The organism is Candidatus Neomarinimicrobiota bacterium, from assembly GCA_021157965.1.
Lineage (GTDB): Bacteria > Fidelibacterota > Fidelibacteria > Fidelibacterales > Fidelibacteraceae > Fidelibacter.
The window spans coordinates 64,496-89,833 of sequence record JAGGVO010000057.1; the positions used below are offsets into that span (position 1 = coordinate 64,496).

Consider the following 25,338-nt stretch of genomic DNA (forward strand, 5'->3'; position numbering starts at 1 on the left):
GATAATACTACCATGAATTTATTAACCTTACAATAATTATTTTTATTGAGAATTTGCTTTCATGGCTGGTGCAAAGTAATTTCCTTAACTTCTGGAGATTTGATATGTTAAAACTGGAAAAGGTCACAAAACACTTTGAAAAAGTTTGCGCCGTTCAGGATGTCTCTTTTCAGGTAGAACGGGGTTCCGTCTATGGTCTTCTGGGTCCCAACGGCGCCGGTAAAACCACGACGATCCGGATGATCATGAATATTATCCGGCCGGATTCCGGTACAATCCGGATCGGTAACGGAAAAACGGGAGCGGTAAACAGCCGTAATCTGGGTTATCTGCCCGAAGAGCGGGGACTCTATCAAAAACGGAAAATCCGGGAGGTTATCCAGTTTTTCGGTCAACTGAAGGGACTGTCACCCAAAGAAGCAGCCGAACATTGTGACACCTGGCTGGACCGTTTCGGCATGGGTGACCAGGCAGACCGTAAAATCAGCGAGCTATCCAAGGGGAATCAGCAGAAAATACAATTTATTGTTGCCTCAGTCAGTTTCCCCGACCTTCTCATCCTCGATGAACCCTTTACCGGCCTGGATCCGGTTAATCAAATCATCCTGAAGGATATCATCCGCGAGTTCCGTGATGAGGGAAAAACCATTGTTCTGAGTACCCACCAGATGGACCAGGTTGAACAACTTTGCGATCATATCTGTCTGATCAATAAGGGACGGGTTGTGCTGGAAGGGGCACTTGCAGCCATTAAGGAAGAACACGGGGATCAGCAAATTGAGGTCCGTTTCAGGTCCGGGCCGGGTAAAATCCCCCCGGGACTCTTCGAATCGTACCACATACAGAATAAGATTCTCAGGGGATATTTGCCTGAATCTCTTCCCTTTAAAGAAGCTGTCCGTCGCCTGACGGATGCTTATGACATAGACGGCATCGCCCGGTATACACCATCCCTTGAAGATATTTTCATAAAACTGGTTGAGGTATAATATGTGGCAAAATATCCGGATAATCCTGCAATGGGAATATATTCACAGGGTCCGTTCCAAGGCCTTTATCCTGTCCATCATCCTCCCATTTATCATTCTGGCCCTGGCTATTGGTCCTCAAATGCTTGCCATGAAAAGCGGACCTGAACCGGAATACCTGGTTCTGATATCCAACGATGATGCTTTGGCAGATACTATAGAAAACACATTCAGCCGAAAATACCGGCTGGAAAATGATGAGCCCCGCTACCTTTTCACCCGGCAATCTCCCAAAACAGAAACGGAAAAAGACACCCTGATCCATCAAATAATCCGCCAGGGAATATCGGATGCCGTGCTTACCGTCCACCTGGCAGCATCAGATACGATCCTGTCAGAAATCTACTACGAAAACATGGGGCCCGAGCATATCAACCGGATACAAAGCGGACTCCAGGACGCCGCGGAATCCTACCGGATGGATAAAGCGGGATTGAACCGGGATGTGCTGGCTTTTATCCAAACACCCGTAAAACTAATAGAATATCAGCTCACAGAAAGCGGTGTTTTATCCGGACAAAATATTCTCATCCGTTATATGACACCCTTTGTCTTCATGTTTGTGCTCATTATGGGAATTATTACCACCTCCCAAAGCATTATTTCCAGCATTATCGAGGAAAGAACCCACAAAATTGTGGAACTCCTCCTGTCATCAGTCAAACCATCTGAAATCATGGCCGGTAAAATATTAGGCATGGGACTTCTTGGATTAACACAAATATTTATTTATATGATTATCTTATACCAGGTCGGAAACCATTATCTGTCCGATCAGTTAACTTCAGGACTCATGAATACAGTTCACCTGATATGGTATTTTGTTTTTTTTATTTTGGGGTATCTCATGTTCAGCACCATTTATGTTGCCCTGGGTTCTTTATTTGACAATGAGCGGGATGCTCAGCAGCTTGGTGGTATTCTATCCCTTATTGCCTTATTGCCTATCTATTTTATTTCATTTATGCTGGAACATCCGGAAAGCAGCCTTTCGGCCATATTGTCTTACATCCCGCTGATTACCCCCTTACTGATGATTGCCCGGATCGGTATATCCACTCCTTCTTTCTGGAGCATTCTGGGCATGGCGCTATATCTCGTGATTTGGATTGTATTCCTGATTTGGCTTTCATCCCGGATATTCCGCCTGGCCGTACTGTTGTATGGCAAAAGGCCTACGTTTCAGGAAATACTCCGGTTGAACCGTTCACTTTCCCGGTAACGTAACAAAGTGCGTGCGATCTAATTCGTGAAATGTTATTTTAAATATCGGGTAAACTCAAAAACAATAAATTAGGAGCAGATCAATATGGCTAAAAATGTCATCAATGTAAGTGATGCGAATTTTGAAAAAGATGTTTTAAAAAGTGAGATTCCTGTAGCCGTTGATTTCTGGGCAGAATGGTGTATGCCCTGCCGCATAATTGCCCCGGCCCTGGAGGAAATCGCCGCCGATATGGCAGGCAAGATCATCGTTGCCAAGCTCAATGTGGATGATTCCCCGACAACTGCCCAAAAATACGGGATCCGTTCCATTCCCACCCTGCTGATTTTCAAAAACGGGACTGTGGCAGATACCATCATTGGTGCTGTTCCGAAAAATGTGATCCGGCAAAAGATTCAATCAATCCTTTAAGGTTTTTTATGAAATATACTTTTTTAAGGATTTTCCCGCTGATTCTTCTTTTTTCGGCGGGATCTCTTTTTTCCCTGACAATTACAAAAACCGAGCCTCCAAACTGGTGGAGCGGGATGGAAACCGATACCGTCACTCTGCTTGTGTATGGGGATGACTTCAGCGGTTTTTCCGCACAGTCAACCGGAGAATATGCCGAAATTCTTGAAGAACACCCCTATCCCAATCCGGCGTATCATCGTGTAACACTGAGAATCCTCAAGAGCGGTACGGAAACCATCACATTTGAAAAGAAGACAGGACTTTTGGGTAAAGAATCTTCTTCTCTGGAATTCCCCATTGCAGAACGGAACGGAAAGAAACCGGCAAATATCGATGCGCGGGATGTGATTTACCTGCTGATACCGGACCGTTTTTCAGATGGAAATACTGAACGAAATTTCATTCCGGGACACAAGGACCCGGTTCGCCTTAAGCATAAATGGGGACGGCGCGGCGGTGATCTTCAAGGTGTGATCAACCATCTGGATTATCTTGAGGATCTGGGGATCACGGTTTTGTGGATGACACCCGTTTTTGAAAACAATTACATCAACTGCTATCATGGCTACACCCCCACAGATCTCTATGCCATCGAACCGCACCTGGGTGATTTTGAGACCTACAGGGAACTGATCCGCAGGAGCCAGTCCCTCGGAATAAAAGTCATCATGGATCATATCATCAATCACATCTCACCTTCCCATCCCCTGGCGGTTAATCCCCCTTCTTCCGAATGGATAAATTATTCAGTCGATGATTTTGAACCCTGTAATTACCGGATTTCAGATGTCATCAACACCTGGGGGCCGGATTCACTGCGGGAAATCGTCCAATCCGGTTGGTTTGCCGGATACCTTGCGGATATGAATTTGCGGCATGAAGCTGTTGTGGATTACTGGATCACACATGCCATCTGGTGGATTGAAACCTTTGGATTGGACGGCATCCGACAGGATACCTGGCCTTATTCGGACACCGAAGGTGCAGCGGCATGGGCTCTGGGAGTTCGGAAAGAGTATCCCGACTTATTCATTCTGGGGGAAACCATGGTTTTTGAAAAGACCCCCCTCTCCTTCTTCTTCAGCAGCCGGCCCGATTTGCAGAACGGGCTCAGCTCCATTACGGATTTTGCCCATTCCAGCCAGATTTATCAGCTGACTACCGGAAAAATCGGGATCAAAACATTTTATGAAAATCTTTCCCGGGATTTCATTTACAGGAATCCTTCCATGATGACGGTATTCATGGATAATCACGATATGGGACGTTTTTTTACGGACACAGGCAAAGACATTCAAACATATTTAAATGCCTTTGCCCTTTTGTACAGTCTTAGAGGAATTCCTCAGATCTATTATGGAGATGAAATCGGGATGACCGGCGGACACGATCCGGAGAACCGGAAGAAATTTCCCGGAGGTTTCCCGGGAGATTCCCGCTCAGCCTTTACACGGGAGGGCCGAAAAAACGTTGAAAATCTGCTCTATGAACAATTCAGGCGCTGGAACCGTCTCCGGCAGGAAAAACCCGGTCTTTTCACTGTTCCCATGGAACATATCCTGATTGAGGATTCACTTTATGCCGCCTGGCGAAAGGATGGCCAAAACATACTCCTTCTGATCTACAATGACGGCTCACATCGTATATCTGTCCCAATCCTCCCCCTGGTTCCGGAAATCAACGGAAAGCGTCCGGAACTCATTTCTCCCCTTTATAACGCCCGGGAAATCCGCCTTGATACCCGTTATAATGCCTCTGTCCCGGCGAAGACAGCCGTCATGTGGCTCTTTACGGGGGACAAGCCGTAAATAACATGTGATTTTGACCATTTCTCTGACTATTTTATCACTAAGGACATCAATTATCCTGAATCGGAGATTAACGATGAAGCGACTAATTCTTTTGAGCTTAATCCTTTTAACCATATTTGGGTGTGAACCCTATAAAAAGCTGGCTGTGGGAAATGACGGACCGGTATACACATTTGTGGATGACTCACTCTGGGCAATCATTGAGAAAGATATCCGGGAACCGGTGGAAAAAGAGCTGAGAACACCACAAATTGAGCGTATTTATCATTTTGAACCGATTCCTCTTTCAGACTTCAAAGATTACCGGGCATCAAAAAATCTCATGTTCATTACGACCCTGGACAGAACTGACAGGACATCCCGGTATATTCAACGGATACTGCCGGATACAGCTCTGCGCATGATTGAAAAAGGTGAGCGGTTTCTATTTCCCATTAAGGAGAAACTGGCAAAACGTCAGATTTTCATTATTTTGGCGGCTCCTGACGATGAAACTCTTCTGACTTATATCCGGAATGAGGGAAGTTCCATTTACGATGCACTGAACAAAGCATTTGTTGAACGGCAATTTGACGAGATCTATTACAAAGCTGAAGAGAAAGAGATCACAAAAAAGTTGTTTGAAAAATACGGGTTTTCTTTCAGGGTTCCCCACAGTTATCAGATTCTGGAAGAAAATCCCGTTGAGCACATCATTCAACTCGGCCGGACCAGTCCTTACCGCTGGGTAACCATTTACTGGCAGAAAGGCGGACTCAATTCGGTTTTGGATGAAAAATGGGCAGTCACTATGCGGCACTGGCTGAGCCTGAATTATCTGGATGGCACCTATGTGGAAAAACGCTATCTGACTCACCGGCTGGTTCACTGGGGTAATCGCCCGGTTTTCAATATCCGCGGGTTATGGGGACATCCGGAAAAAACCATGGGCGGACCTTTTTCCAGTTTTTATTTCTATGACGGAGTGACAAACCGGACCTACTTTATTGATATTTGTGTATGGGCGCCGGGACAGATCAAAAACGTCTATCTCCGGCAGATGGAACTTATGGTCAGCACTTTTTTTACCAGCAAAAATGTCTTACAGGAATATATGAGATGAAAAAACAATATCTGATGTTTCTTGTGTTAGCCGGTTTTCTGGCGGGATGCAGCGGCAGTGGTTCATTGAAAGACAGCCGGGCCATTGTAAACCAGTACAACCGTTACCTGGAAGAAAAGCCGAAAGCCCTGGACAGAATTATCGCCACGTACGAGGATGATGAACAAGCTCAGGAACTGCGGGCAGAAGCTCTCCGGTATATCATTCGAAGCAGGGATCCCCTCGCCTATCGCCTGATCCAGTCCCAGTTAAAAAAACCAGAGACCCTGGAATACTGGGCCCTGGAAATCATTGCTGACGAAACGGCTCAACTGAATGACCCCAAATGGGGCGTACTGATGATGGACGCATATTCAACCTTGATGAATCTTCGGATAAATCTGGAGAAAAAAATCCTCGGGAGTATTTTTTCCAATACGGATTTACAGAGTCTCCCCCGCTTTTTAGATTTATATCAGAAATCCTATGATCACTTTTTACAGCTGGATGACACCTTTGCCAAATCCCTCGGAAAATACGACGATGATGGAATTGTTCCCGTCTTACTGAAAATCATCAACGATCCAAAACGAAGCCTGAGGACCCGTGAACGGGCTCTGAAAATCCTGGCTGAAAAAAATGAACCGGCTTTTACAGAAGCCCTGATTGCACTCATGGGCGATCCCCGGACGGATCAGATGTTACGGGAATTTTCATTTAATATTTTGGATGTCACCCAGGATGAAAAAATACTTCTTGCTCTCCTTAAATTTTTGGACCGGAGCAAGGAACGGCATAATCTCATGCTGAACAGTGCCTTAACGGTATTGGATGATTTCTCCGATCCGGCAATAATCCCCTCCCTCCGCTTTATTGCTACTGACGAAAATTTTCCTTACTATCTGCGGAAAAAAGCATTGGACGGACTCATTGCATTTAAGTCCCCTGAAGAACTGATGTTTTTGATTCAGTCGCTTGAAGAAAAACACAATCTTATTTTTTGGATGGATATCGCCACTGCCGTCCGTAAATCGGGTGATCCCGACCTGTACCAAGCTATGGAGAAAACCGCACTGGCCCTTCATCGTGACTTTCAGGGAGGTGCAGAATGAAAAAACGATGCTTCCTTTGTCTTATTATTATCATGATTTCTTCGGCTGCCGCACAGGTTCCGCCGGCTTCGGATGCACTCAATAAAAAATCCGAAGGGAACCGTTACTATTCTGCAGATGAAGAGATACTTCAGCTGAAAAATGAACTCAAAGCTCTCAAAGAAGAAGTGCTCATGTACAAAGCCGAAGTCAATATGCCAAAAATCCGGAATGAGATCCGGGAAATGGTCACAGTACCTGAACTGACCCATCAGATCATTTTGAAAAACGGGACAATTGTTCAGGGGACAATCCAGGAAGAAAATCTCTCAGAAATCAAGGTCCAAACCCTGATCGGCATTATTACCCTTCAGCGTAAACAGATTAAAAACATTGAGCCCATAAAAAAGCAGGCGCCTGTATTGGAATTTGACGGTCCTGTCAAAGAAATGATCTATGCGGATAAAAAGGTATTCCTGGGAAAGGTGACAAACAACGGAAACCAACGGGCGGACTTTGTCCGGGTCGTATTCCGGCTCTATGATGAGGGGGCCAATCTTATCCGTTCAGACAGCAGTTTCGTATTAGGCAACAACATGAAATATCCTGGCGGCATCTATTCTTCCTCAGCCCTTCTTCCCGGTAACAGCGGAAATTTTCAGTGTTCCGTGCCAACTTTTGATAAAAATGTCAGTTACTATACCAGCGAAATTAAATATACCAATATTGAATAAATTGCTTCAGGATAGGACTTTTTATTCATATCTAAGGGCTTCGATGGGATCCAGGCGGGCTGCTTTCACGGCAGGATAGGTTCCGAAAACCACTCCAATCAGCGAACAAATTATCACACCTATAACGGCCCACCGGACGGGAAAAACACCGCTCACATCCATGGAAACAGCCACAAGGTTTCCGGTCAGAATACCCAGTATAATACCAATCAGGGCTCCAAGTTCCGTTAAAACCAGGGCTTCGAGCAGAAATTGATTCATAATATCCCGCTTTCGGGCTCCCATGCTTTTACGGATGCCGATTTCACGGGTTCTTTCGGTAACACTGACCAGCATAATATTCATGATACCGATACCGGCAGCCACAAGAGCTATCGAACTGATGAGAAGAGCAGCCATTTTTATGGCTCCTGTTACCTGATTGAAAGTATCTATCAACGATGTATTGGAAACTACCTCAAAATCATTTTCTTCCGTCAAAGGCACACCCCGGATCAGGCGGAGATTGAATACAATTTCATCCTGAACTTCTTCAAAACGGTCCATGTCCATAACTGCAATAGCATATCCCAGGGATGTCCAGCGACTTGCAAACATTTTAAGATGGGTGGTCAGGGGTATAACCACCACATTATCTTCGGACTGACCGAAAATAGTCCCTTTCCGTTCCAATATCCCAATCACCCTGAATTTAACCCCCCGGATGGTAACCGTCTGTCCCACCGGATTATACTGAGGCATGAGAACATCAATGACATCCTGTCCTAAGATAATTACATTTCGCATTTGCTCCACATCATTGCGGTTAATCATACGGCCGCTCTGGAGAAAATAACCGGATGAAAATTCCCATTCGGGTGTAACACCCCGGATTCCCACACTGTTTTTTGTCTGTTTTTCTTGAAATTTGACGGGATCACCGCTGTGCCAGTCTTCAGCCGTGATCGTTGCCGGACCGGAAAAACGGTCCTTTAATTGCTGATAATCCTCATACGTCAAATTTTTCCGGTTACGGTATTTCCAGCGGGTACCCCCACCCATTTGGACCGCAGGATATTTCTGGATGAAAAAGGTGTTGGTTCCCAGAATATTCAGATTACTTTCGACAGAATTCTGGAGGACATTGATCGCCGTCATCACGCCGATAATTGAAAACATCCCGATCACAACCCCGAGAATGGTCAAAAAGGAGCGGAGTTTGTTCTGGCGGATGGAATCCAGGGATGATGTCAGCACTTCATGCAAATTCATATTTTATCTCCTCGATCCTGTCTATCGTCTTTACCCTGAATTCCTCAACTTTATCTCTACTCATATCTGATCGCCTCAATCGGATTCAATCGCGCGGCAAGGTTAGCAGGTATAATACCTGATAAAATGCCTGTAATGACCGAGACAGAAAGTGAAATCAGGATAAGATTAAGAGAAAGGCGTGCGACAAAGAATTTTTGCAGCAGGCCGACAAGACCAACCGTGATGAGAATACCGATTGTGCCGCCGATGAGAGAAATAATCACAGCTTCACTGAGAAACTGAAAAAGAATAATATTCTTTTTAGCGCCCAGAGCTTTCCGGATCCCGATTTCCTTGGTTCGCTCCCTGACACTTACAAACATGATGTTCATGATACCTATCCCCCCTACAATCAAAGAAAGGGCCGTGATTCCAAATCCTACAGCTCTGATCGCCAGCCGGATATTGGCAAATTGCTGTCGGAATGCCTCCTGTTGGTTAATGGAAAAATCATTCTCTTCCTGAGGCTTGAGTCCCCGAAGTCCCCGCATGATAAACATCAGTTCTTCTTTTGCCTGCTCTACAGTCACTCCCTCTTTAGGTTTTACACTGACCGATATCCCCCGCCGGCCACCAAAAATATTTTTCAGGGATTTCAGGGGAATGGTAACGATATTATCCATACTCATGAGTCCCAGAAATTTTCCCTGTTGAGCAATAACACCAATAATTCTAAAGGTATTACCCTGGATTAAAATCTCTTTGTCCAGGGGATCCTCATTGGGAAAAAGACTTGTTTTAATATCATATCCGATGACTGCCACCTTGGTGCCATAACGGCTTTCGGGTTCAGAAAAAAAGCGACCAGACTCCAGTTTGAGGGCTGATATATACGCTTCCTGCCAGGTTGTCCCGTTTATTTCCACCCCTTCCACGGAATTTTTGCCATATTTTACATCTCCCCGGCGCCCTGTCGAAGGCGTGGCAAAAGCGATGGTAGACGCCCGTTCCAGAATTTGTTCCGCATACTCTTCCTCAATGTCAGGACGGTTCCGGTATTCCCACCATTCATCATTTATCATAAACCAGGGATATTTTTGTACATATAAAACATCCTGACCCATGCCCTGAATACTGTTTTCAAACGTCTCATCAATTCCGGAGATGGCGGTCCCCATGAGTGAAACCGACAAAATTCCGATAATGATACCCAACATTGTTAAAAATGCCCGGGTTTTATTCTTGAGAATGGCCTTCATGGCCATAATCACACTTTCAAACAGTTGGCCCATTTACCCTTTTCCCTTAGGAGTTAATCCGTCACTGGCGATCAAACCATCCAAAAAGTGGACAACCCGGTGAGCGTGTTGAGCAATTTCTGTCTCGTGAGTAACCAGAATGATTGTATTGCCTTCTTCATGAAGGTGATCCATCAATTGCATGATTTCACGGGATGTTTTACTGTCCAGATTTCCGGTAGGTTCATCTGCCAGAATAATCGAAGGGTTGTTGACCAGAGCCCTGGCAATGGCCACTCTCTGACGCTGTCCGCCTGAAAGTTCATTGGGCTGATGATGCATCCTGTCCTCCAGATTTACTTTCCGGAGGGCCTCTTTTGCCATTTCAATCCTGTCTTTTTTATGAATTCCGGCATAAATCAACGGAAGTTCCACATTGTGCAGGGCCGTTATCCGGGGTAACAGATTAAATGTTTGAAAAACAAACCCGATTTTTTGATTTCGTACAAAAGCCAGGTCATCATCGGAGAGTTTGCCGTTGCTGTTCTGCTCAATGCTATCATCATGAACTGTTTTTCCATCCAGTATATAGGTCCCTGAAGTCGGTGTATCCAGGCACCCGATGACATTCATCAGAGTAGACTTTCCCGAGCCGGAGGGACCCATAACGGAGACGTATTCATTTTTTTCAACCATCAGGTCAATTCCCCGGAGAGCATGGACGGCCACAGCCCCCACTTGGTACACTTTGGTTACTTGCTTCAGTTCCAATAAGGCCATGCTCTGCTCCTTAGCGTTTCTTACCTGATTTTTTGCCTTCTTCACCCCCTGATTTCCGGACATGCATTCCAGTCTGCAATTCACGGCTCAGGACTTTATGGTTTCCGATGACAATTTCATCCCCGGCCTGAATGCCGGATTTAATTTCAAACAGATCCCGACTGCTAAGTCCGATGGTAACAGGAACAGCCGTAACCGTATCCTGATCCACCCGGAAGATGACCTCAATCATTTCATCCACGTCCTTTTCTTCCAGTGTCACTTGTTCATCAGACAGGGAATCTTTTTTAACGGCAGTAAAAACCTTATCGGCAGGCCGCACTGTTACACTTTGAATAGGAACGGCAACTGTATTTACAGCCTTATTCGTAAGAATTTCAACTGTCGCACTCATACCGGGACGCATCATATCCGGCACTTCCAGCATTTCAACCAGAACCGTAAAGTAAGTGACTGCTTCCTGAGTTCCCAGTCCGGTGGATTGGGCCAGGTTGGCAATATCCGTAACCACCCCTTTAAAAGATGTATCGGGAATGGCATCAATTTCAATATCCACCGGATCATTCAGTGAGACTCTGACCACATCATTTTCATTAACATCCACTTCCACTTCCATTTTGGAGAGATCAGCCACAACCATGATAATGTCAGCCTGGAACTGGGAGCCCAGGGCAATTTCACCCGCTTCTTTCCGAACCTGGATAATGGTCCCGTCGATGGGGGAAATGATCGTTGTTTTGGACAGATTATCTTCGGCCTGTTTTAAACTCGATTCAGCCTGAGCCAGATTACTCTGAATTCTTCCATATTCCGCCAGTGCCTGATCGAGGTCAGCCTGACTCAAATTTCCTGATTCAAACAAAGCCTTTGCCCGTTTAAGATCTTTTTTCGCTTTTTCAAAAGCAACTTTTGTGGAAGAATATGTCGCCCGGGCACTGAACACCGCCGCTTCGTAACGAATTTTATCCAACTGGGCCAATACCTGTCCTTTACGGACATTCTGACCGTCTTTCACATTCATCTCAATAATTTCACCGGCCACATTGGCACTGATATCCACCTGGGTGACAGGCTTCACCCGCCCACTTGCAGAAACTTTTTCTTCGACGGTATGACGTTTAACAACTTCTGTCTGCACTTCAACCGCCTGCTCTTTGTTCATCTTCAAATTGAAATACACAATGGCTGCTATAACCAGAATAACAACCGGAATAATCCATTTCTTCATTTTATTTCCCTAAAAGTTGATTAATGTGTGCTTCTGTTATTTTAGTATTATACCGGGCTTCCACCAGCTGACTTTCTGAAGCAAGGACGGATAACTGGGCATCTAACTGATCCAGGATCGTTCCGGAGCCCAGTTCAACCTGTTGTGTGACCAATTGATAATCCCGTTTTGCCGATTCCAGACTAACCTCATGAATCTCAGTCAGCTCACGATAGGTTTTCAGAGACTGATACAACTCATCGAGCCGGGCAAATAAATCGTTAACGGCATCATCATACATGATTTGCAAAGATTTTAAATCGATTTCGGCTTTTTGCTTTTCCGTACTTCTGCGAAAACCTTCAAAGAGGGAAATATTAGCCGATAAACCCAGTGAATTGGATTTTACCGCCCCCCCGTCATCATCGCGGTAAGAATAGGTATAATCCCCTGAAATAGTCGGCAAATAAGATTCTTTTTTTATTTTTACATTGAGTTTCTGAAGTTCGATCTGTTTTTTCAGAGCCAACAGAGAGAAATTGTATTTTTTAATCATGCGCCTGGCTTCCTGAATATCCGGAAGGCTGGAAGGTCCCGAATTCATTGGCTGAAGTCTCAGTTCTTCTGCAGGATCCTGTCCCATCAGTAGGTTAAGCTCACGCTTCAGACTTCTGTTCCGCTGTTCTTCAGATAAAAGCTGGCTTTGAAACTGGCCTTTCTGAACCCTGACCTTCAACAAATCGGACTCTGTCCTTGCCCCCAGCTCGACCATACTCTGAACCCGTTTGATATTTTCTTCAGCAAAGCGAATGTTTTCTTTATAGACGGCTATCAACTCATCAGAAGCCAGGATGCTGTAATAATATTGAATCACCGATGCTTCCAGAAGTGAAATGGCATCCTGCAGATTCAACCCTGCCACTTCTTCCGAGAACTTTGCCGCTTTCAAGCCTGAAAAAAGCCCGGGATAAAATACATTCTGACTTACAGTTCCTGAGAGTGTATATCCCGAGTTGTCAGTTGTGACGATAGAATTATCGGTGTGGGAATAACTTGCAGATACATGCCCGTAAACGGAGGGGTAAAGGTTAGAGTAACTCTGTTTAACCGTCAACCCGGTTTTTTCTGTTTCCAGCCGTTTCTGTAAGAGGTCTCCATTTGCTTTGAGTGCCTGTTCCCGACACTCACTCAATGTCATAAGCGGTGCAGCCTGAATCCATCCCGCTACCCACACACACACGAATATCCATTTTATCTTGCCTACCTTCATGAATCGATCCTGTCTTTATTTTCTCCGTTTCGGACACCCTGGTTAGCAAAGGGTTGTCCAATTTTTTATGCCAGGGGTGAGAATCCCTGCAGGACAACAGTGAGAACTGCCCCAAGCAGCCAGATGATACCTGTCAGAACAAAGGCCTTTTTGCCGGAATAGTTGTAAATCACCTTAAAGGCAATAATCCAGAGTATCCACTTCCAGATTTTAAAAACATCGGCCTGCATGGCAATCCGAAACCAAATATTGGATAAATCAAAATCGCTGAAAAACATAGCCAGACTCGTATGGACCATCATTGTTTTTTGAGCAAGCATGATGGGAATTTTAACTATACTGGCCAGGACATCCACCATGCTTATGTGAAGGGCTATGGCAAGCAACGTCATATATTTTGCATATCCTCCGCCGAAGAAATTCCCGACAAATAAATATATTACTGCCATGAAAAAAGCATAGATAATCGGTGTGATACCACCAAGGATCATATTTTGAATCGGGACATGATCGGTGGAAATCCGCTGCAACATAGCCTCTTTCTGCTGATCTGTCAGGTTATCCATCCGGGTGATCATCTGACGGCTTTCCTTTACCTGAATCGGATGTGTCAGTTGTACCGTGAGCATTGAAACAAGCACAAGCAATAATACCGGAAGCCACAAATCCTTCCATGTGATTTTCTCACCAAAGGATGTAAAGGTTTTTTCCGGATTGGCAAAGACATTCAACACACGTTTAAAAGGATTCATTTTTTCACTTACCATAGCTTTTTTACTCCTTATTCATACAGGATTTCAATGTATAGATATGACCTTTCGATCACGGAAAAGTTAATGAAATTTACATGAAATCCAAATCTTCATAACCGGTACTGTCATAAAAAAAGATATTCTTATCAGGAATATAATATAAATCGTATAAATACTGAATTAATTTACGGAGAGATTCAGCCTGTTTCTCCGGCAACCAGATACCTTTTTGAAATTTCATATCGGAAACACAACACAGGTGGATATATTCATCCGCCCCTGTCGGGGTTTCGGAGAAATAAGCCATATCCCGTCCCTGATAAACATTTCCTTTTTTGTTTATAATGTAATGATATGTTATATCCGGATAATGGAGATGTAAGATTTGGTAAGCCTGAAGTGAATGCGGACTTATATTACAACTAAAGCCGGAGTAGTGTATGCAAATTCCTTTAAAAGGGACATGGTGTCGCCTTCTTTTTTCCATCCGTCGGGGATGGACCGGATCACGTGCATTCCATGCTTCCCTTGGTATGATTTCCGGCGATTCCCGATTATCTGAACACGCCCAGAGCAAACCGATGCAACATATAAGCTTAAGGATCCGTCTTAAAATGATGTGTATAATAATCATAAGCTGTAAGTCCCAATTTGTTCAGGTAAAATTCCTGATCCATCGTTTTTCCATAATCAATTCCCCGGCCATAGTAAGACCCCAGAGCTGCAACATCAGGGGAATACCCAAACCGTTCCTCGAATCTGTCCTTGATCAGGCAACAATAAACAGCACTGTACACAATATTTGTATCCGGATAAGACAAACGTCGAATAAGATGGGACCTGCTATTTGATGATGAAAAGGGTAAAAGATCCGAATGATGGAGTTCAATCCATTCACAAGTGGAAATTTTCAACTGGGCAAATCCGACAGAGGCATCAAAACCCAACCGGGCCCTGCTGAAATCTGCTTTGTCCAGATGATTTACATTATGAAGCCGTTCAGCATAGACAACACTGAAATAAACTGAAGGCGATAAAGAAAATCGTCTGCACACCTCTTGTATCGTATTTTCATACTTTAACATATACCTTTCAGTTCTGAGTTTTTTTATCCATGGTCTGAACAATGTACTAAACATCAGGATCAAACAGAATGTCATGGCAAATACAAACCACTTAAGCGTTTTTTTCATAGAATTTCCTCAAAATTTTCATATCCAAAGCCAGCCTCCAGGGATTTGCCGGTTCATACAGAAAAAAATACCGGCATGTATCCCTCCTGTAATAACAGAGAATGTTTAAAGGGATATCCAATGATTCAGGAAAAGAAATCCGGGAATCGCAAGACTCGCATCCGGCAGGAAGAGATTGCCGGTTTGCAACAACAATCAATGGCCACGCTGGAAAATGTGTTTGCAGATAACTTTTAATAGTCTGCGAATTTTCATCCCGGTTTATCATTAAAAGCAAACCTTCGCCACTTCCGGTTTCAAAAAGCGAGTCCACAGGTGTTATCAGATAGCGGGCTCTGAGATTTTCCAGGCTGAGCAGTTCTGTTGCCGAACGTTCAGCATGGAGAAGGCATCGGGTCAATTCCTTGTGACGGTACAAAAGCAGCAGTAACCATAAAAACAATAAAATCAAAATCAGGTAATGCATTTTCTTATTCATAAACATTTCCCTTTCTGCTTTCGAGAGAGATACCCATGGAAACGGCTTCTGATTTCAGGCGTTGGATACGATTCAAAAGGCGCCGGTTTTGTTTGCTCCGTTTGATAAATTCCGCCAGAGCTTCAGGATTGGGAAGACCGGCCACCAGCAGAATCATGTCATCCGGCCGCAATTCTTCAACTTCTTTACCAAACAATTCTCGCCCCGCAGAAGCGAGTCCCACACTGTTTGGTGACCACATAACACAGTTGATATAGAGTTCAAGAATCTCATCCTTACTTAAAAGCCATTCAACAATCCAGACTCCGGCCATTTCATGGAGTTTGAACCATATCGTTCTGTCACAGGAGCCCCAGATAGTTTTTATCAATTGTTGTGTCAGAGTACTGCCACCCGGTTTTTCTGTCCCGGAAATGTTCGGAGTAAATAAAATTTTCAGAATCCGGAAAAAATCCACACCATGGTGTTCATAAAAACGGCGGTCCTCTGATGTCAGCAACAGAAGAACCATCGTGTCAGAAAGCTGATCCAGGTGAATCCAATTCTCATCAAGTGAGGAAATACAGGTTATTTTCTCCTTCAGATAGGCCGATTTCCGGATTAACCGGCTCAATTCAGGCAGGGAGGAGTCCTTCAAAATCAGGGCCCTGCGGAACCATATCCCGATGTAGACAGCAACCAGAGCAATCAGAAATAGCACTACACCTGTTACATATTTCGATTTCTTAGTATACTCTTTCAAAGACTGCCGTATTTTTTCCCAGAGAAAAGCCAAGCACTTTACCAATCCGGGTAATAAATTTCACTTTCATGATTTCAACTGGCGGATTGTCTTTTATCCAGACATAATCTTCCTGTCCCATCAAAGGGCTTGCCTTCATACTAACATGCCATTTACGGCATGGGATTTTTCGATTTTGAAAATTGAGTGTATCCATACCTGCCGCTTCATAGAGGTAAGGAACCGTTTTACCATTATACAGATAGAACTCAATGGGATTGTCTGTAGGGGGCGAATGATACAAGAGGCGGGCAAAACGGGCGTAAGAGGGAAAAGCCACTCTCTCGAAGGGGGTATGCATGGTATAGGATTTATCTTTCATCCGTTTATTCACGAGATATTCGTTTTTACTGTAATCCACCTTTACTTCCTCTCCCAAAGCAGGGATCCGGAACCACACCGGCTCACCCGTCTTCCGGTTAAAAATGACATCCACACCGCCAAGAGGTGAAGCAGTAAAGATTTCACGATAGCGTAGACAATCCAGCGAATCCACCAGAGTGTCATGAATAGTAATTGTCAGATAATCATTTCTATTCCGTTGCTTTAGAACCCATTTGCAGGATATGGAGTCGTCCGGGTCCGAAGCTGTCAGGACAGGTGCCATCATAAGCCAGAAAATCAGACAGGACAAAAATTCAACCCGTAATCGTTTGATAAAACACATATTTCTTCCCTCTTTGTTTCTTTTAAAACCGGGAGAGCCGTTTTCGGCTCTCCCGGCGCGCCCCCGGGATTTTAGTCACAATACCGGAAGATAAGCGACGTTCCGATATTCATGACCATTCCCTGTGATGTGAAGATACCAAAGCCCAGGGTGATAATCCCAGCCAGACAGGCAAGATAAGACCCGGGCAGGTATCCTCCCGTGTACTCCATCATCTCGTTCAAGGTAAGTTCATTCATTTCCGACCCCCTTTCGTTTATGTTTCTTGTTTCCCGCCGGAATCCATTTCAGGAGTTCCCGAATATTCCTGTCACCGCGCAGTGAATGGACATATTTATTCTCACCATCATAAATAAATGTGACCGGCAAAGGAGGATCTCCAAAACAAGTGTATGCCGTGCTAATATCCAGAATTCCTGCCGTAAACCGCGAATCCTGCCGGAGTGAAACCCATGACTTATACAATGCCGAAGTAAAAAGGGTTTTATCTGTGGTAAACAGGCCATACTGCTGATCAGGCAACCTCTCTCTCATACGGTTCAGGCGTGCAAGATATTGCATACAATACGGACAGTTCATGGAGAAAAGGATAACGATTTTAAATTTCCCCCTTTCAGGGACAAAAGTCTTTTGACCCGAAACCGAGTGGTATGAAAAAGAAGACAATTCCCCCGGGGGCATTTCATTTTTTACAACCTGAAAGATAAACAGAAAACTGGCCGCAAGGATCAGGACAAGCCACACGGCCCCGGGAGGTGAATAACCTGCTTTACAGCATGTAGATTTCATAGAAAACTCCCAATCCCCACATGAGGATTACACCCAGCAAACGGGCTGTCAGTAGCGGAAAAACAATTTTTCTGATTTTTAAACCGGTCCAGACGGTCAGGGTCAAAACAACCCATATAAGCCACAACCCCTCAAAACAATTGAAGGCATTCAGAAGTTTATTCAGCATAGGATAGCGATTGATCGATACGATTGAACCGAGAGAAAGGGGAACTGTGAGTACTTCCGGAAGCATATCACCTGCAGTAAACGGATTGAACAGGGGTATCAATTTTGAAAAATCCCTGAGAATTAAAATGCCAAATGCAGGCAACATGGCATGAAAAACCTTTTTAAAAGGAATCCATATTTGCATAATCATAAAAAAGAGGTGAACCAGAAGTGCCATCAAAGTGATACGGATAAGAATGAAAAAAGGGATAAACAGCAATGTCCAGTAAGTTATATCCCGGATCCGTGCGAAAATCAGGTCAATATATACTGGGGAAAACTGCTCTCCCAGGAGCTGTTCCACTGTTTGGCGTGTTGTGAAATGATCCTGATAAATCCAGACAAACGCCATAGATAAAACGGACCACAGGATAAGAAATCCACTCCAGGGAACAGACTTCATGCGTTTGAAAAAAGATTGATAAGCAATCATAAACATAGCATCACCCGACGTATTCTCTTTTCAGGTCCACAACGGTATGAGCCAGATCCGTAATCTGGGTATCGTGGCTGATAAGAATGACCGCATGGTTTCCGGCATACACTTTGATCCATTTCAGAACCCATTGACGGGTCATATGGTCCAGAGAATTGAAACACTCATCCAGAATCAGGACCTCCGGCTCTTCGAAGATAGCCCGAAGAAGTCCCACGATTTGCTTTTCTCCCCCGGAGAGCCGGAGGTGTCCTTCTCCAAGAATCGTCAGAAGACCATATTCAAATTTTTGAAAAAACCAGTTGAAATCCCGGTGCATATCATTCAGCCAGCGATAATCCTCCGGTTTTCGTCCCAGGGAAATATTATCCCACAGTGTCATGTTGAAAATTTTCACATCCTGGCTGACCAAGCCAAAATGCCGCCGGTAATCCGCAACATCCGTCATCATGACAGGTTTCCCATTCCAGTACATATCCCCTTCACAAAATTGATACTGACGCAGGATGGAATGGACCAAGGTTGTTTTTCCTGTCCCATTGTCACCGGAAATCTGTATCAGGGATCCTTTCCGGAGCGAAAAACTGATTTTTTCAAAAAGAGGGTGATATTTTGGCCATTGGAAAGTGCAGTTCCGGAGATCCAGAGAAAAATCCGAGGTGGGATCATCGGATTTCCCATCACATTTTTCCACAGGATGGACCAGCAAATCCCGGATCCGTGTGATCGCTTCCCGGGCTTCAGCCCCCTTTAAAGCATTTTCCATCAATCTGAAAAGGGAGGGGATAAAATTAGCCGTGAGAATAAAGGCGGCAAGCCAGTTGCCAAAGGATATTTGTTCATTCAGTACACTCACGATACCCCAACCGATAAACAGAAGCTGAAACAGTCCGAGAAAACACTCGGAAAACACAAATAAACGGCTGTTTAACAACCCCACTTCCTTCCACCGGTTTAAAAAAGAATCATATTTTTCCCTGTTCAGCCCGATAAAATAGGTATGTACCCCAAACGCAGAAATTTCCGGCATTCCCTCCATCGTTTCTATCAATTCATGACTGAAGGCAGCACCTTTTTGAAGCATAGTATTCTGAAGTTTTCGAAGCCGGGGATAAAACCCTGTCAAAATCCCGGCCAACAACAGAACATGCAAGGTGGATAATCCTGCCAAAAAAGGAGAGAAAAAGACCATTACAAGAAGGCTTCCGGCCAAAATAAAAGCATCTGCCAATCCCTGCAAAAGAGTAAACTGGTAAAACGACTGTATCCGAAAAATATCCAGAAACCGAGAAGTCATTTCACCGGTACTGAATCGTGTTATAATCGAATATGGAAGATGAGTAAAGTGGGCAATGGATTCCTGAAAAATATCCTTAAAAAGAATTTTTCCGTGCCGGTAAAAAAGAAGATTCCGGATATAAGATACAGCACTTCTGATGAGCAGAAAACATGCCAGAAAAACAAGACTTATTAATAATAGTTGTTTATCCTGATGGGGAATAACACGTTCTGTTACAGTCCTGATCAGAAATGCCGTGAAAAAACCTGCAAAAATCGAAATCAAGCCACAGAAAAGAATTTGAAGAACGTGATCTGCATATTTCCTGACATAGGATAAAAGCCACTCCCCGTCAGATAAATAATCCGGGTCCCGGTAAGGGGAAACACACTGCACAGTCATCAAAACCCTGCTTTTCCACAGGGAGTCCAGATCCTTCTGATCCAGCCAGTAAAGACCTTTTGCCGGATCCCCAATTAAAAACCGGCCCTTTTTGTGAGCATAGACTATCACATAATGGGCAAGATGTTCCGGGAGTTCGCAATGAAGGATGACAGGCAACTCAACTTTCGGATATTTCCCTTTTTCAATCCGGAACGCGGAACATTTCAAGCCTGTTTTTTCGGCCGCCTGCTTCAAATCATATAATCGACATCCTTTATAATCAGTATGACACAATAGACGAAGCTTATCCAGATAAGCATAACCGCCAAAATAGCGAATCAGACTTAAAAGACAAGCCGGCCCGCAGTCCGAAGTCTGATGCTGTTTCACGACAGGATATTTGAAATAGTTAATAATCATTTTTCTATAACTATCTTCCTGTAAATATTTTATTCTATTTACAATAATAAATCAACCCAACAAAATTTCTACAGATTCTCAACTAAAAGCAAAAACCCGGATAACACCGGGTTTTTATGAAAAAAAATTATAAAAATTAGCAGAAGTTAAAAATACCAGTTATTCACCAGTTTGAATCCAAATCCCCGGATATTGTCTGTAAATCCGGCACTTCCCAGCGAATAGGTATAAATACCCATATCCCAGATCCGGGTATTAAACCCAATGCCTGTTTTCAGGTACCCGTTGCCATTGGTAAAACCGGCCCCCAGATTCAGCATAAGCCATTTCAACGGAAAAATATCCAGTTCAAGATATGTCCGGGGGGATTCTTCATATCCCAGGCCTTCATTCAAAAAGGCAGTTAAACCTGTGCGAACCATCAATACGGATATAGGTTGCCATGTCAAATCCAGCTTCATGCGGGAAGCCAGGTTTTCGGTCATAACGAAGTTCGAATCAAGAGTTGTATGGCTGGCATTCAGCAGGGAATCCACATCCAGATCGTCTTCGGAAAATGTACCAACGGGGTCTTCAATACATGCATCCCATCGATACTCTTTTTTAATCATATTGGAGCTGTTGACGCTTGCTCCAAGATCGAGGAAAGAAAGCTGGACATCCACCCGGTTTGCCACAAAGGGAATGGGCAGAAAATCCTTCAGTTTTGCACCCACGCCGAAATCAAAGCCAAAGGTTGGTCCAGCCACTTCAACATCGGCATCAGGATTTACAAAGCTGTAGCTTGCAATTCCGGCGGTTTGAACAGAGGTTTCATCCACACCGATAACCACATCATGGGCTTCAGCCAGACTGAATCCTCCCAGATAGGCATTCACGGCCAGTCCGACCCGGATATCCACAATATCCCGAACGATGGGTATATACTGGCTGATGGTGTGTCCCATACCCAGTGAATTCCTTATATAGGCATAAACTTCAGCCGATGTTTCCATATTGGTAATGGAATTGCCGAAACTGAAACCCGGTGCCTGATTTCCCAGGAATGGAATGACCAGGATTTCACCGGGGAGTGTTCCGGAGACCCCGACATGGACACCGCTATTAAAAAAAACGGGGCCCACCCTCAGAGCAAAAAGAGTTGGGAAGGATATCTGTGAATAGAAAGGCAGGCCATTTTCTTCAAACAGTCCGGCAAAGTATTCCCGATCTTCAAAAGTCAGTATATCCCGGGACACGAAATCGTTATAATTCGCCACGGTAAGTGCACCGTTGGAGAATTGGAAATCCATATTCACCATGGGTGCAACGAGAGAGAGGGAAACCATGGACTCATGATCAATCCCAAGGTTTGCCGGATTGCCCTGTAACGCTGCCGGCTGGCGGAATGTTCGTTTATAGACGATATCCGTATAGGAATCTGCAACATCCGATCCGTCTTCTTTTATAACCGACGAAGCAGAGGCAAGAGATACCGGCTGCTTTTCCGGCTCCCAAACATTTACATCCTGTTCTGTGGCCTGTTTATTATCGGAAGTGTCTTTTTCCAGAAAATTCTGACCGGACATATCGTAGACTTCTTCCTCTGCCTGCGATTCATCCATCTCACGATCCAGTTCTTCGAAAGCCTTATCGGCCCGTTCACGAACCTCTTCCAGGGATGTGTCACCGGTATTTACCGCCTTCTGGGCAAAAAGACTTCCCGATCCCAGTAGAAGAAACCCGGCTATCAACAATACAAGCCCTCTTCCAATCTCAATTTTATTTTTAGTCTTATTCTTAATCATCTCAATCATTCTCCTCATCCTCTCCGCCGATTTGCGCCTTGAATGTCCCGTAAAGCCATACTGTCATAGAATCGGTCGTTAAAAGCCGTGCTGTTGAACCGTCCTCCGGTCCCTTCAGACGGACATCGGTTTTCATATATCCCCCCTCTTTCAGGAATTCGATGACATCTTCACCGAGTTCAAGAACCTGAAGCGAAGTGTCGGCGGCATTCACATCCAGCCGGGCAATTTCTATCACATCAGGATGATCCGGAATTTTCAGGAAGTTGGAATCAGGACTTCCCCAGACGGTCACCTCGGCGCCGAATCTGAACAGATTATTCACTCTTGCATTCAGTATCGCGCTTTTAAACTCATTCGGGATATCGTTCTTATCCATTTTCTCCACGTCCAGTTCAATAAACACGGAATCTCCAATTTCAAATGCGATGGGAGCTGAGAGGAAAAGATGCCCTTTGACCACATCCGTCTGGCGGACCGTACCTTCGCCCACAACCCGGGCCTGTCCCGATGCGGTGATTTTATTGGGGAAAATGTTGATGAGATCCTTGGCATTAGGGATATCCAGAACCGGATTGTCTGTAATATTCTGACTTACTGCTACATTTACCGTCTCACCTTCTTCATTTTCCGATGTAATGTTCAAATCCAGATAGACCGGAACATTAATTGGTGACTCAAACACGACTTGGATGGAGACATCGGCAAAATCCACATTTTTCAACTCCTCCGGAAGAGAGGTAATGGACTGTTCAATGGGTTCAATATCTACAGTTACGGTATCAATATATCCTGTTATTTCTTTAAAAGTCATATCCGTCAGTTCGACATCCACCCTGATTTCCTGGTTTAGTGAAAGAGTCATTACCGAATCGACGGGAAGACTGATCGTGGAACGGTAGGCAATCTGCTGATCCACATCCGGTGAGATGTAATCCAAATCCAGAACATACCCGTCCAGGGGGATCGTGAATATCTGGGGAGCTGAGTCATCCGATAAATGAATAACTTCCCGGAAAGGTTGTTCGTTTTTCAACAATTCCGGTAAAAGGAAAACCACATCGGCGATAACCCCGATATTGTTATTAAAGATCAAGTTAAGGTTCCCCTTCTGAAGAACAGCCCTGTCCAGTTTGTTATTATCATCCAGCGTAATAACACTATCCGTGACCATGGCTTCCTGGGAAAATTTTCCTGTCACCTCACTGAATTTCAGTTCGGTTACCTGAATATTCACACGGATGGAATCGGTCACATTATAGGAACCTAATTCATCCGCCGGAGTGGTGACATGTGATTGGTAAGTAATAAATTGTTTCAGCTCTGATCCGCTGAGACGGGACTGAGGAACAAGGGTATGATTGGCCAGGGGAATCACAATGGTCGTTAATCCGGGTCCCAGATCTCGTACTTCCCGGATAGGATCACCTGATGTATTAAAAAATTCAGGCATATCCAGCACCAGATTGGGCAAAGCTGCATTGGTCATGTTAATCTGATTATCCACCTCGATAATAATGGATCCACTGGATATGTAAGCCTCACGGATTTCAGAATCAGAGCTGACATCAATTTCACCGCTTTCAGTGATATCCTGGGGTTCCACAATTCCCGTAATTTGTTTAAAGGTAATTTTCTCAGAGGGAGAGACTCCGTAAATGCTCATATCCACCTGAAAAGCATCATTTTTACTCAGGAGAACTTTGTCGGGAGATGTATCTTCCGTACGGATTTCGTAGGAGTAATAGACCGTTTGGTCTGATACATCCATAACCAGTGCCATATCATTAATATTGTAAGTAACATCCGTAGTCTTATTTGCAAGGACGTTGATCGTCCTTTCAAAAGGCTGTACACCGCTTTGATCCGGTGTTACGTCCAAAGAAGAAACCTGAAGGTTGATCACGGCATTGACCGGCAGGTCATTTTGGATTATAATTCCAAGATTCCCTTCTTCAATTACAGCCCGCTGGACTTTATTTTTTTCTTCAGCTGCCAGGGTAATGGAACTTGTGGTATCAATCACCTGCTCCGGTACAATCGCCGTCGCCTGTGAAACCACCAGATTCCGGGCCTGGGATTTAATTACAAAGAACGAGTTGCGGACCGATTCATCAACCACACCGCTGGCTTCACCACTGCCGGCGATTTTCCCTGAGACCCGGACGGTCATATTTCCGGGAAGAGTTTCCCCGGATATATCAATAATGCGACTGCTGGAATCCCCGGGCATCACACCTGTATTCCAGGTGGCAACCAGTCCTGACCCAATGGGTGTAAGATCGGTCTTCAGCAATTCCACCTGAATCGGATAACCGAGTTCTACAACCAGGTTATTTACAATCTTTACTTCCAGCTCACCATTGACAAACGTGGCAGTCGAAAAATTGGTAAATTCTATATTTTTTTCGATGGGATCAAAATCGGTCCCCTGGGGGATGGTATAACTCTGTTCATCCTCAGGTAAGTCGGGGAAAACTTCCGTCATGGTAATATCGGGTGTAGATGCAGGGTCTGTATCATTCAGTTCAATGTTACCCAGTTCAGAAAGGGTGCCGTTGGCAATGGGGTCCACACCGACGGTGTCGAATTTGAATTCAAAGTTTTTATTGGTCCCTTCCACCGTGATATCGTCCACACTTTGAGAGATAGTCTGAGGACTGATGGCATCGAGTTTAAGCTGATCCCCCACTTCCTGTTCGTCAATATCCATCGTGTCTTTAAAAACGTATTGAAAGCCATCCTCTCCCATGACAGCTTCCTTGTGAATCAAAGAATCTTCGGGGATAATATCTTCTGCTTTAACAACCACCTTTGTGATGGGAGCATCCACGTCCACCTCCCATTGGGGGAGCGAAGGATTCGTATTGATCTCCATACAACCGACCAGCATCATGATGGTTATTATAAGTGCCGCACTTTTTATCATATTCATCTATGTCTCCGTTTTGAATTCATTTAACAGAAATTACCACATTTTTCAGCAAAAGAATGTGATGTGTGATAAGTCC

Annotated in this window: 24 protein-coding genes; 7 read left to right on the forward strand and 17 right to left on the reverse strand. The window is 44.5% G+C overall.

The window, feature by feature from the left end:
* The first annotated feature begins 104 nt into the window (after positions 1 to 104).
* The 7 genes from J7K63_09175 to J7K63_09205 all read left to right on the forward strand — a co-directional run bounded on the left by J7K63_09175 (position 105) and on the right by J7K63_09205 (position 7,423).
* Positions 105 to 989 carry an ATP-binding cassette domain-containing protein gene (locus J7K63_09175; protein MCD6235192.1) on the forward strand — a complete coding sequence of 295 codons (885 nt, stop codon included), beginning with the start codon at positions 105 to 107 and terminating at the stop codon, positions 987 to 989.
* A gap of 1 nt (position 990) precedes the next feature.
* Positions 991 to 2,250 (forward strand): ABC transporter permease, encoded by a 1,260-nt coding sequence (locus J7K63_09180; protein ID MCD6235193.1) that lies wholly within the window; start codon positions 991 to 993, stop codon positions 2,248 to 2,250.
* Between the two features lie 87 nt (positions 2,251 to 2,337).
* On the forward strand, positions 2,338 to 2,664 hold the full coding sequence (trxA, locus tag J7K63_09185; GenBank protein MCD6235194.1) for a thioredoxin: 327 nt from the start codon (positions 2,338 to 2,340) through the stop codon (positions 2,662 to 2,664).
* A gap of 8 nt (positions 2,665 to 2,672) precedes the next feature.
* Positions 2,673 to 4,514 (forward strand): cyclomaltodextrinase N-terminal domain-containing protein, encoded by a 1,842-nt coding sequence (locus tag J7K63_09190; GenBank protein MCD6235195.1) that lies wholly within the window; start codon positions 2,673 to 2,675, stop codon positions 4,512 to 4,514.
* Between the two features lie 76 nt (positions 4,515 to 4,590).
* The gene (locus tag J7K63_09195) at positions 4,591 to 5,619 is read left to right on the forward strand and encodes a DUF4837 family protein (protein MCD6235196.1); all 1,029 of its coding nucleotides are present in this window, start codon (positions 4,591 to 4,593) and stop codon (positions 5,617 to 5,619) included.
* Positions 5,616 to 6,710 (forward strand): HEAT repeat domain-containing protein, encoded by a 1,095-nt coding sequence (locus J7K63_09200; protein ID MCD6235197.1) that lies wholly within the window; start codon positions 5,616 to 5,618, stop codon positions 6,708 to 6,710. Before J7K63_09195 ends, J7K63_09200 begins: the two co-directional genes overlap by 4 nt.
* Positions 6,707 to 7,423, forward strand: a complete 717-nt coding sequence (locus J7K63_09205; protein MCD6235198.1) for a hypothetical protein — start codon at positions 6,707 to 6,709, stop codon at positions 7,421 to 7,423. The genes J7K63_09200 and J7K63_09205 overlap by 4 nt, the downstream gene beginning before the upstream one ends.
* 21 nt (positions 7,424 to 7,444) lie before the next feature.
* Here J7K63_09205 and J7K63_09210 read toward each other — a convergent pair whose 3' ends face one another.
* The 17 genes from J7K63_09210 to J7K63_09290 all read right to left on the reverse strand — a co-directional run bounded on the left by J7K63_09210 (position 7,445) and on the right by J7K63_09290 (position 25,262).
* The gene (locus J7K63_09210) at positions 7,445 to 8,674 is read right to left on the reverse strand and encodes an ABC transporter permease (protein ID MCD6235199.1); all 1,230 of its coding nucleotides are present in this window, start codon (positions 8,672 to 8,674) and stop codon (positions 7,445 to 7,447) included.
* Positions 8,675 to 8,730: 56 nt separating this feature from the next.
* Positions 8,731 to 9,948 (reverse strand): ABC transporter permease, encoded by a 1,218-nt coding sequence (locus tag J7K63_09215; GenBank protein MCD6235200.1) that lies wholly within the window; start codon positions 9,946 to 9,948, stop codon positions 8,731 to 8,733.
* Positions 9,949 to 10,674 carry an ABC transporter ATP-binding protein gene (locus tag J7K63_09220; GenBank protein ID MCD6235201.1) on the reverse strand — a complete coding sequence of 242 codons (726 nt, stop codon included), beginning with the start codon at positions 10,672 to 10,674 and terminating at the stop codon, positions 9,949 to 9,951.
* A gap of 10 nt (positions 10,675 to 10,684) precedes the next feature.
* A complete protein-coding gene (locus J7K63_09225; protein MCD6235202.1) occupies positions 10,685 to 11,902 on the reverse strand; it encodes an efflux RND transporter periplasmic adaptor subunit in 1,218 nt (405 codons plus the stop codon).
* 1 nt (position 11,903) lies between these two features.
* A complete protein-coding gene (locus J7K63_09230) occupies positions 11,904 to 13,151 on the reverse strand; it encodes a TolC family protein (protein MCD6235203.1) in 1,248 nt (415 codons plus the stop codon).
* Between the two features lie 65 nt (positions 13,152 to 13,216).
* Positions 13,217 to 13,918 (reverse strand): YIP1 family protein, encoded by a 702-nt coding sequence (locus tag J7K63_09235; protein ID MCD6235204.1) that lies wholly within the window; start codon positions 13,916 to 13,918, stop codon positions 13,217 to 13,219.
* Between the two features lie 76 nt (positions 13,919 to 13,994).
* Positions 13,995 to 14,537 carry an N-acetylmuramoyl-L-alanine amidase gene (locus tag J7K63_09240; protein ID MCD6235205.1) on the reverse strand — a complete coding sequence of 181 codons (543 nt, stop codon included), beginning with the start codon at positions 14,535 to 14,537 and terminating at the stop codon, positions 13,995 to 13,997.
* Complete coding sequence (locus tag J7K63_09245; GenBank protein MCD6235206.1) at positions 14,500 to 15,096, reverse strand: hypothetical protein; 597 nt, start codon at positions 15,094 to 15,096, stop codon at positions 14,500 to 14,502. The genes J7K63_09240 and J7K63_09245 overlap by 38 nt, the downstream gene beginning before the upstream one ends.
* Positions 15,080 to 15,574 carry a hypothetical protein gene (locus J7K63_09250; GenBank protein ID MCD6235207.1) on the reverse strand — a complete coding sequence of 165 codons (495 nt, stop codon included), beginning with the start codon at positions 15,572 to 15,574 and terminating at the stop codon, positions 15,080 to 15,082. The genes J7K63_09245 and J7K63_09250 overlap by 17 nt, the downstream gene beginning before the upstream one ends.
* Positions 15,567 to 16,349: a transglycosylase domain-containing protein gene (locus tag J7K63_09255; protein ID MCD6235208.1), complete on the reverse strand. Its 783-nt coding sequence runs from the start codon at positions 16,347 to 16,349 to the stop codon at positions 15,567 to 15,569. Before J7K63_09255 ends, J7K63_09250 begins: the two co-directional genes overlap by 8 nt.
* Positions 16,300 to 17,022, reverse strand: a complete 723-nt coding sequence (locus tag J7K63_09260) for a hypothetical protein (GenBank protein MCD6235209.1) — start codon at positions 17,020 to 17,022, stop codon at positions 16,300 to 16,302. The genes J7K63_09255 and J7K63_09260 overlap by 50 nt, the downstream gene beginning before the upstream one ends.
* A gap of 71 nt (positions 17,023 to 17,093) precedes the next feature.
* Positions 17,094 to 17,261, reverse strand: coding sequence for a hypothetical protein (locus J7K63_09265; GenBank protein MCD6235210.1), 168 nt, complete (start codon positions 17,259 to 17,261; stop codon positions 17,094 to 17,096).
* Positions 17,254 to 17,811 (reverse strand): hypothetical protein, encoded by a 558-nt coding sequence (locus tag J7K63_09270; GenBank protein MCD6235211.1) that lies wholly within the window; start codon positions 17,809 to 17,811, stop codon positions 17,254 to 17,256. Before J7K63_09270 ends, J7K63_09265 begins: the two co-directional genes overlap by 8 nt.
* Positions 17,792 to 18,460, reverse strand: a complete 669-nt coding sequence (locus J7K63_09275; protein MCD6235212.1) for a hypothetical protein — start codon at positions 18,458 to 18,460, stop codon at positions 17,792 to 17,794. Before J7K63_09275 ends, J7K63_09270 begins: the two co-directional genes overlap by 20 nt.
* A gap of 4 nt (positions 18,461 to 18,464) precedes the next feature.
* Positions 18,465 to 20,540 carry an ATP-binding cassette domain-containing protein gene (locus tag J7K63_09280; protein MCD6235213.1) on the reverse strand — a complete coding sequence of 692 codons (2,076 nt, stop codon included), beginning with the start codon at positions 20,538 to 20,540 and terminating at the stop codon, positions 18,465 to 18,467.
* 146 nt (positions 20,541 to 20,686) lie between these two features.
* Positions 20,687 to 22,327 (reverse strand): hypothetical protein, encoded by a 1,641-nt coding sequence (locus tag J7K63_09285; GenBank protein MCD6235214.1) that lies wholly within the window; start codon positions 22,325 to 22,327, stop codon positions 20,687 to 20,689.
* 1 nt (position 22,328) lies between these two features.
* Complete coding sequence (locus J7K63_09290; GenBank protein ID MCD6235215.1) at positions 22,329 to 25,262, reverse strand: hypothetical protein; 2,934 nt, start codon at positions 25,260 to 25,262, stop codon at positions 22,329 to 22,331.
* Positions 25,263 to 25,338: the final 76 nt, after the last annotated feature.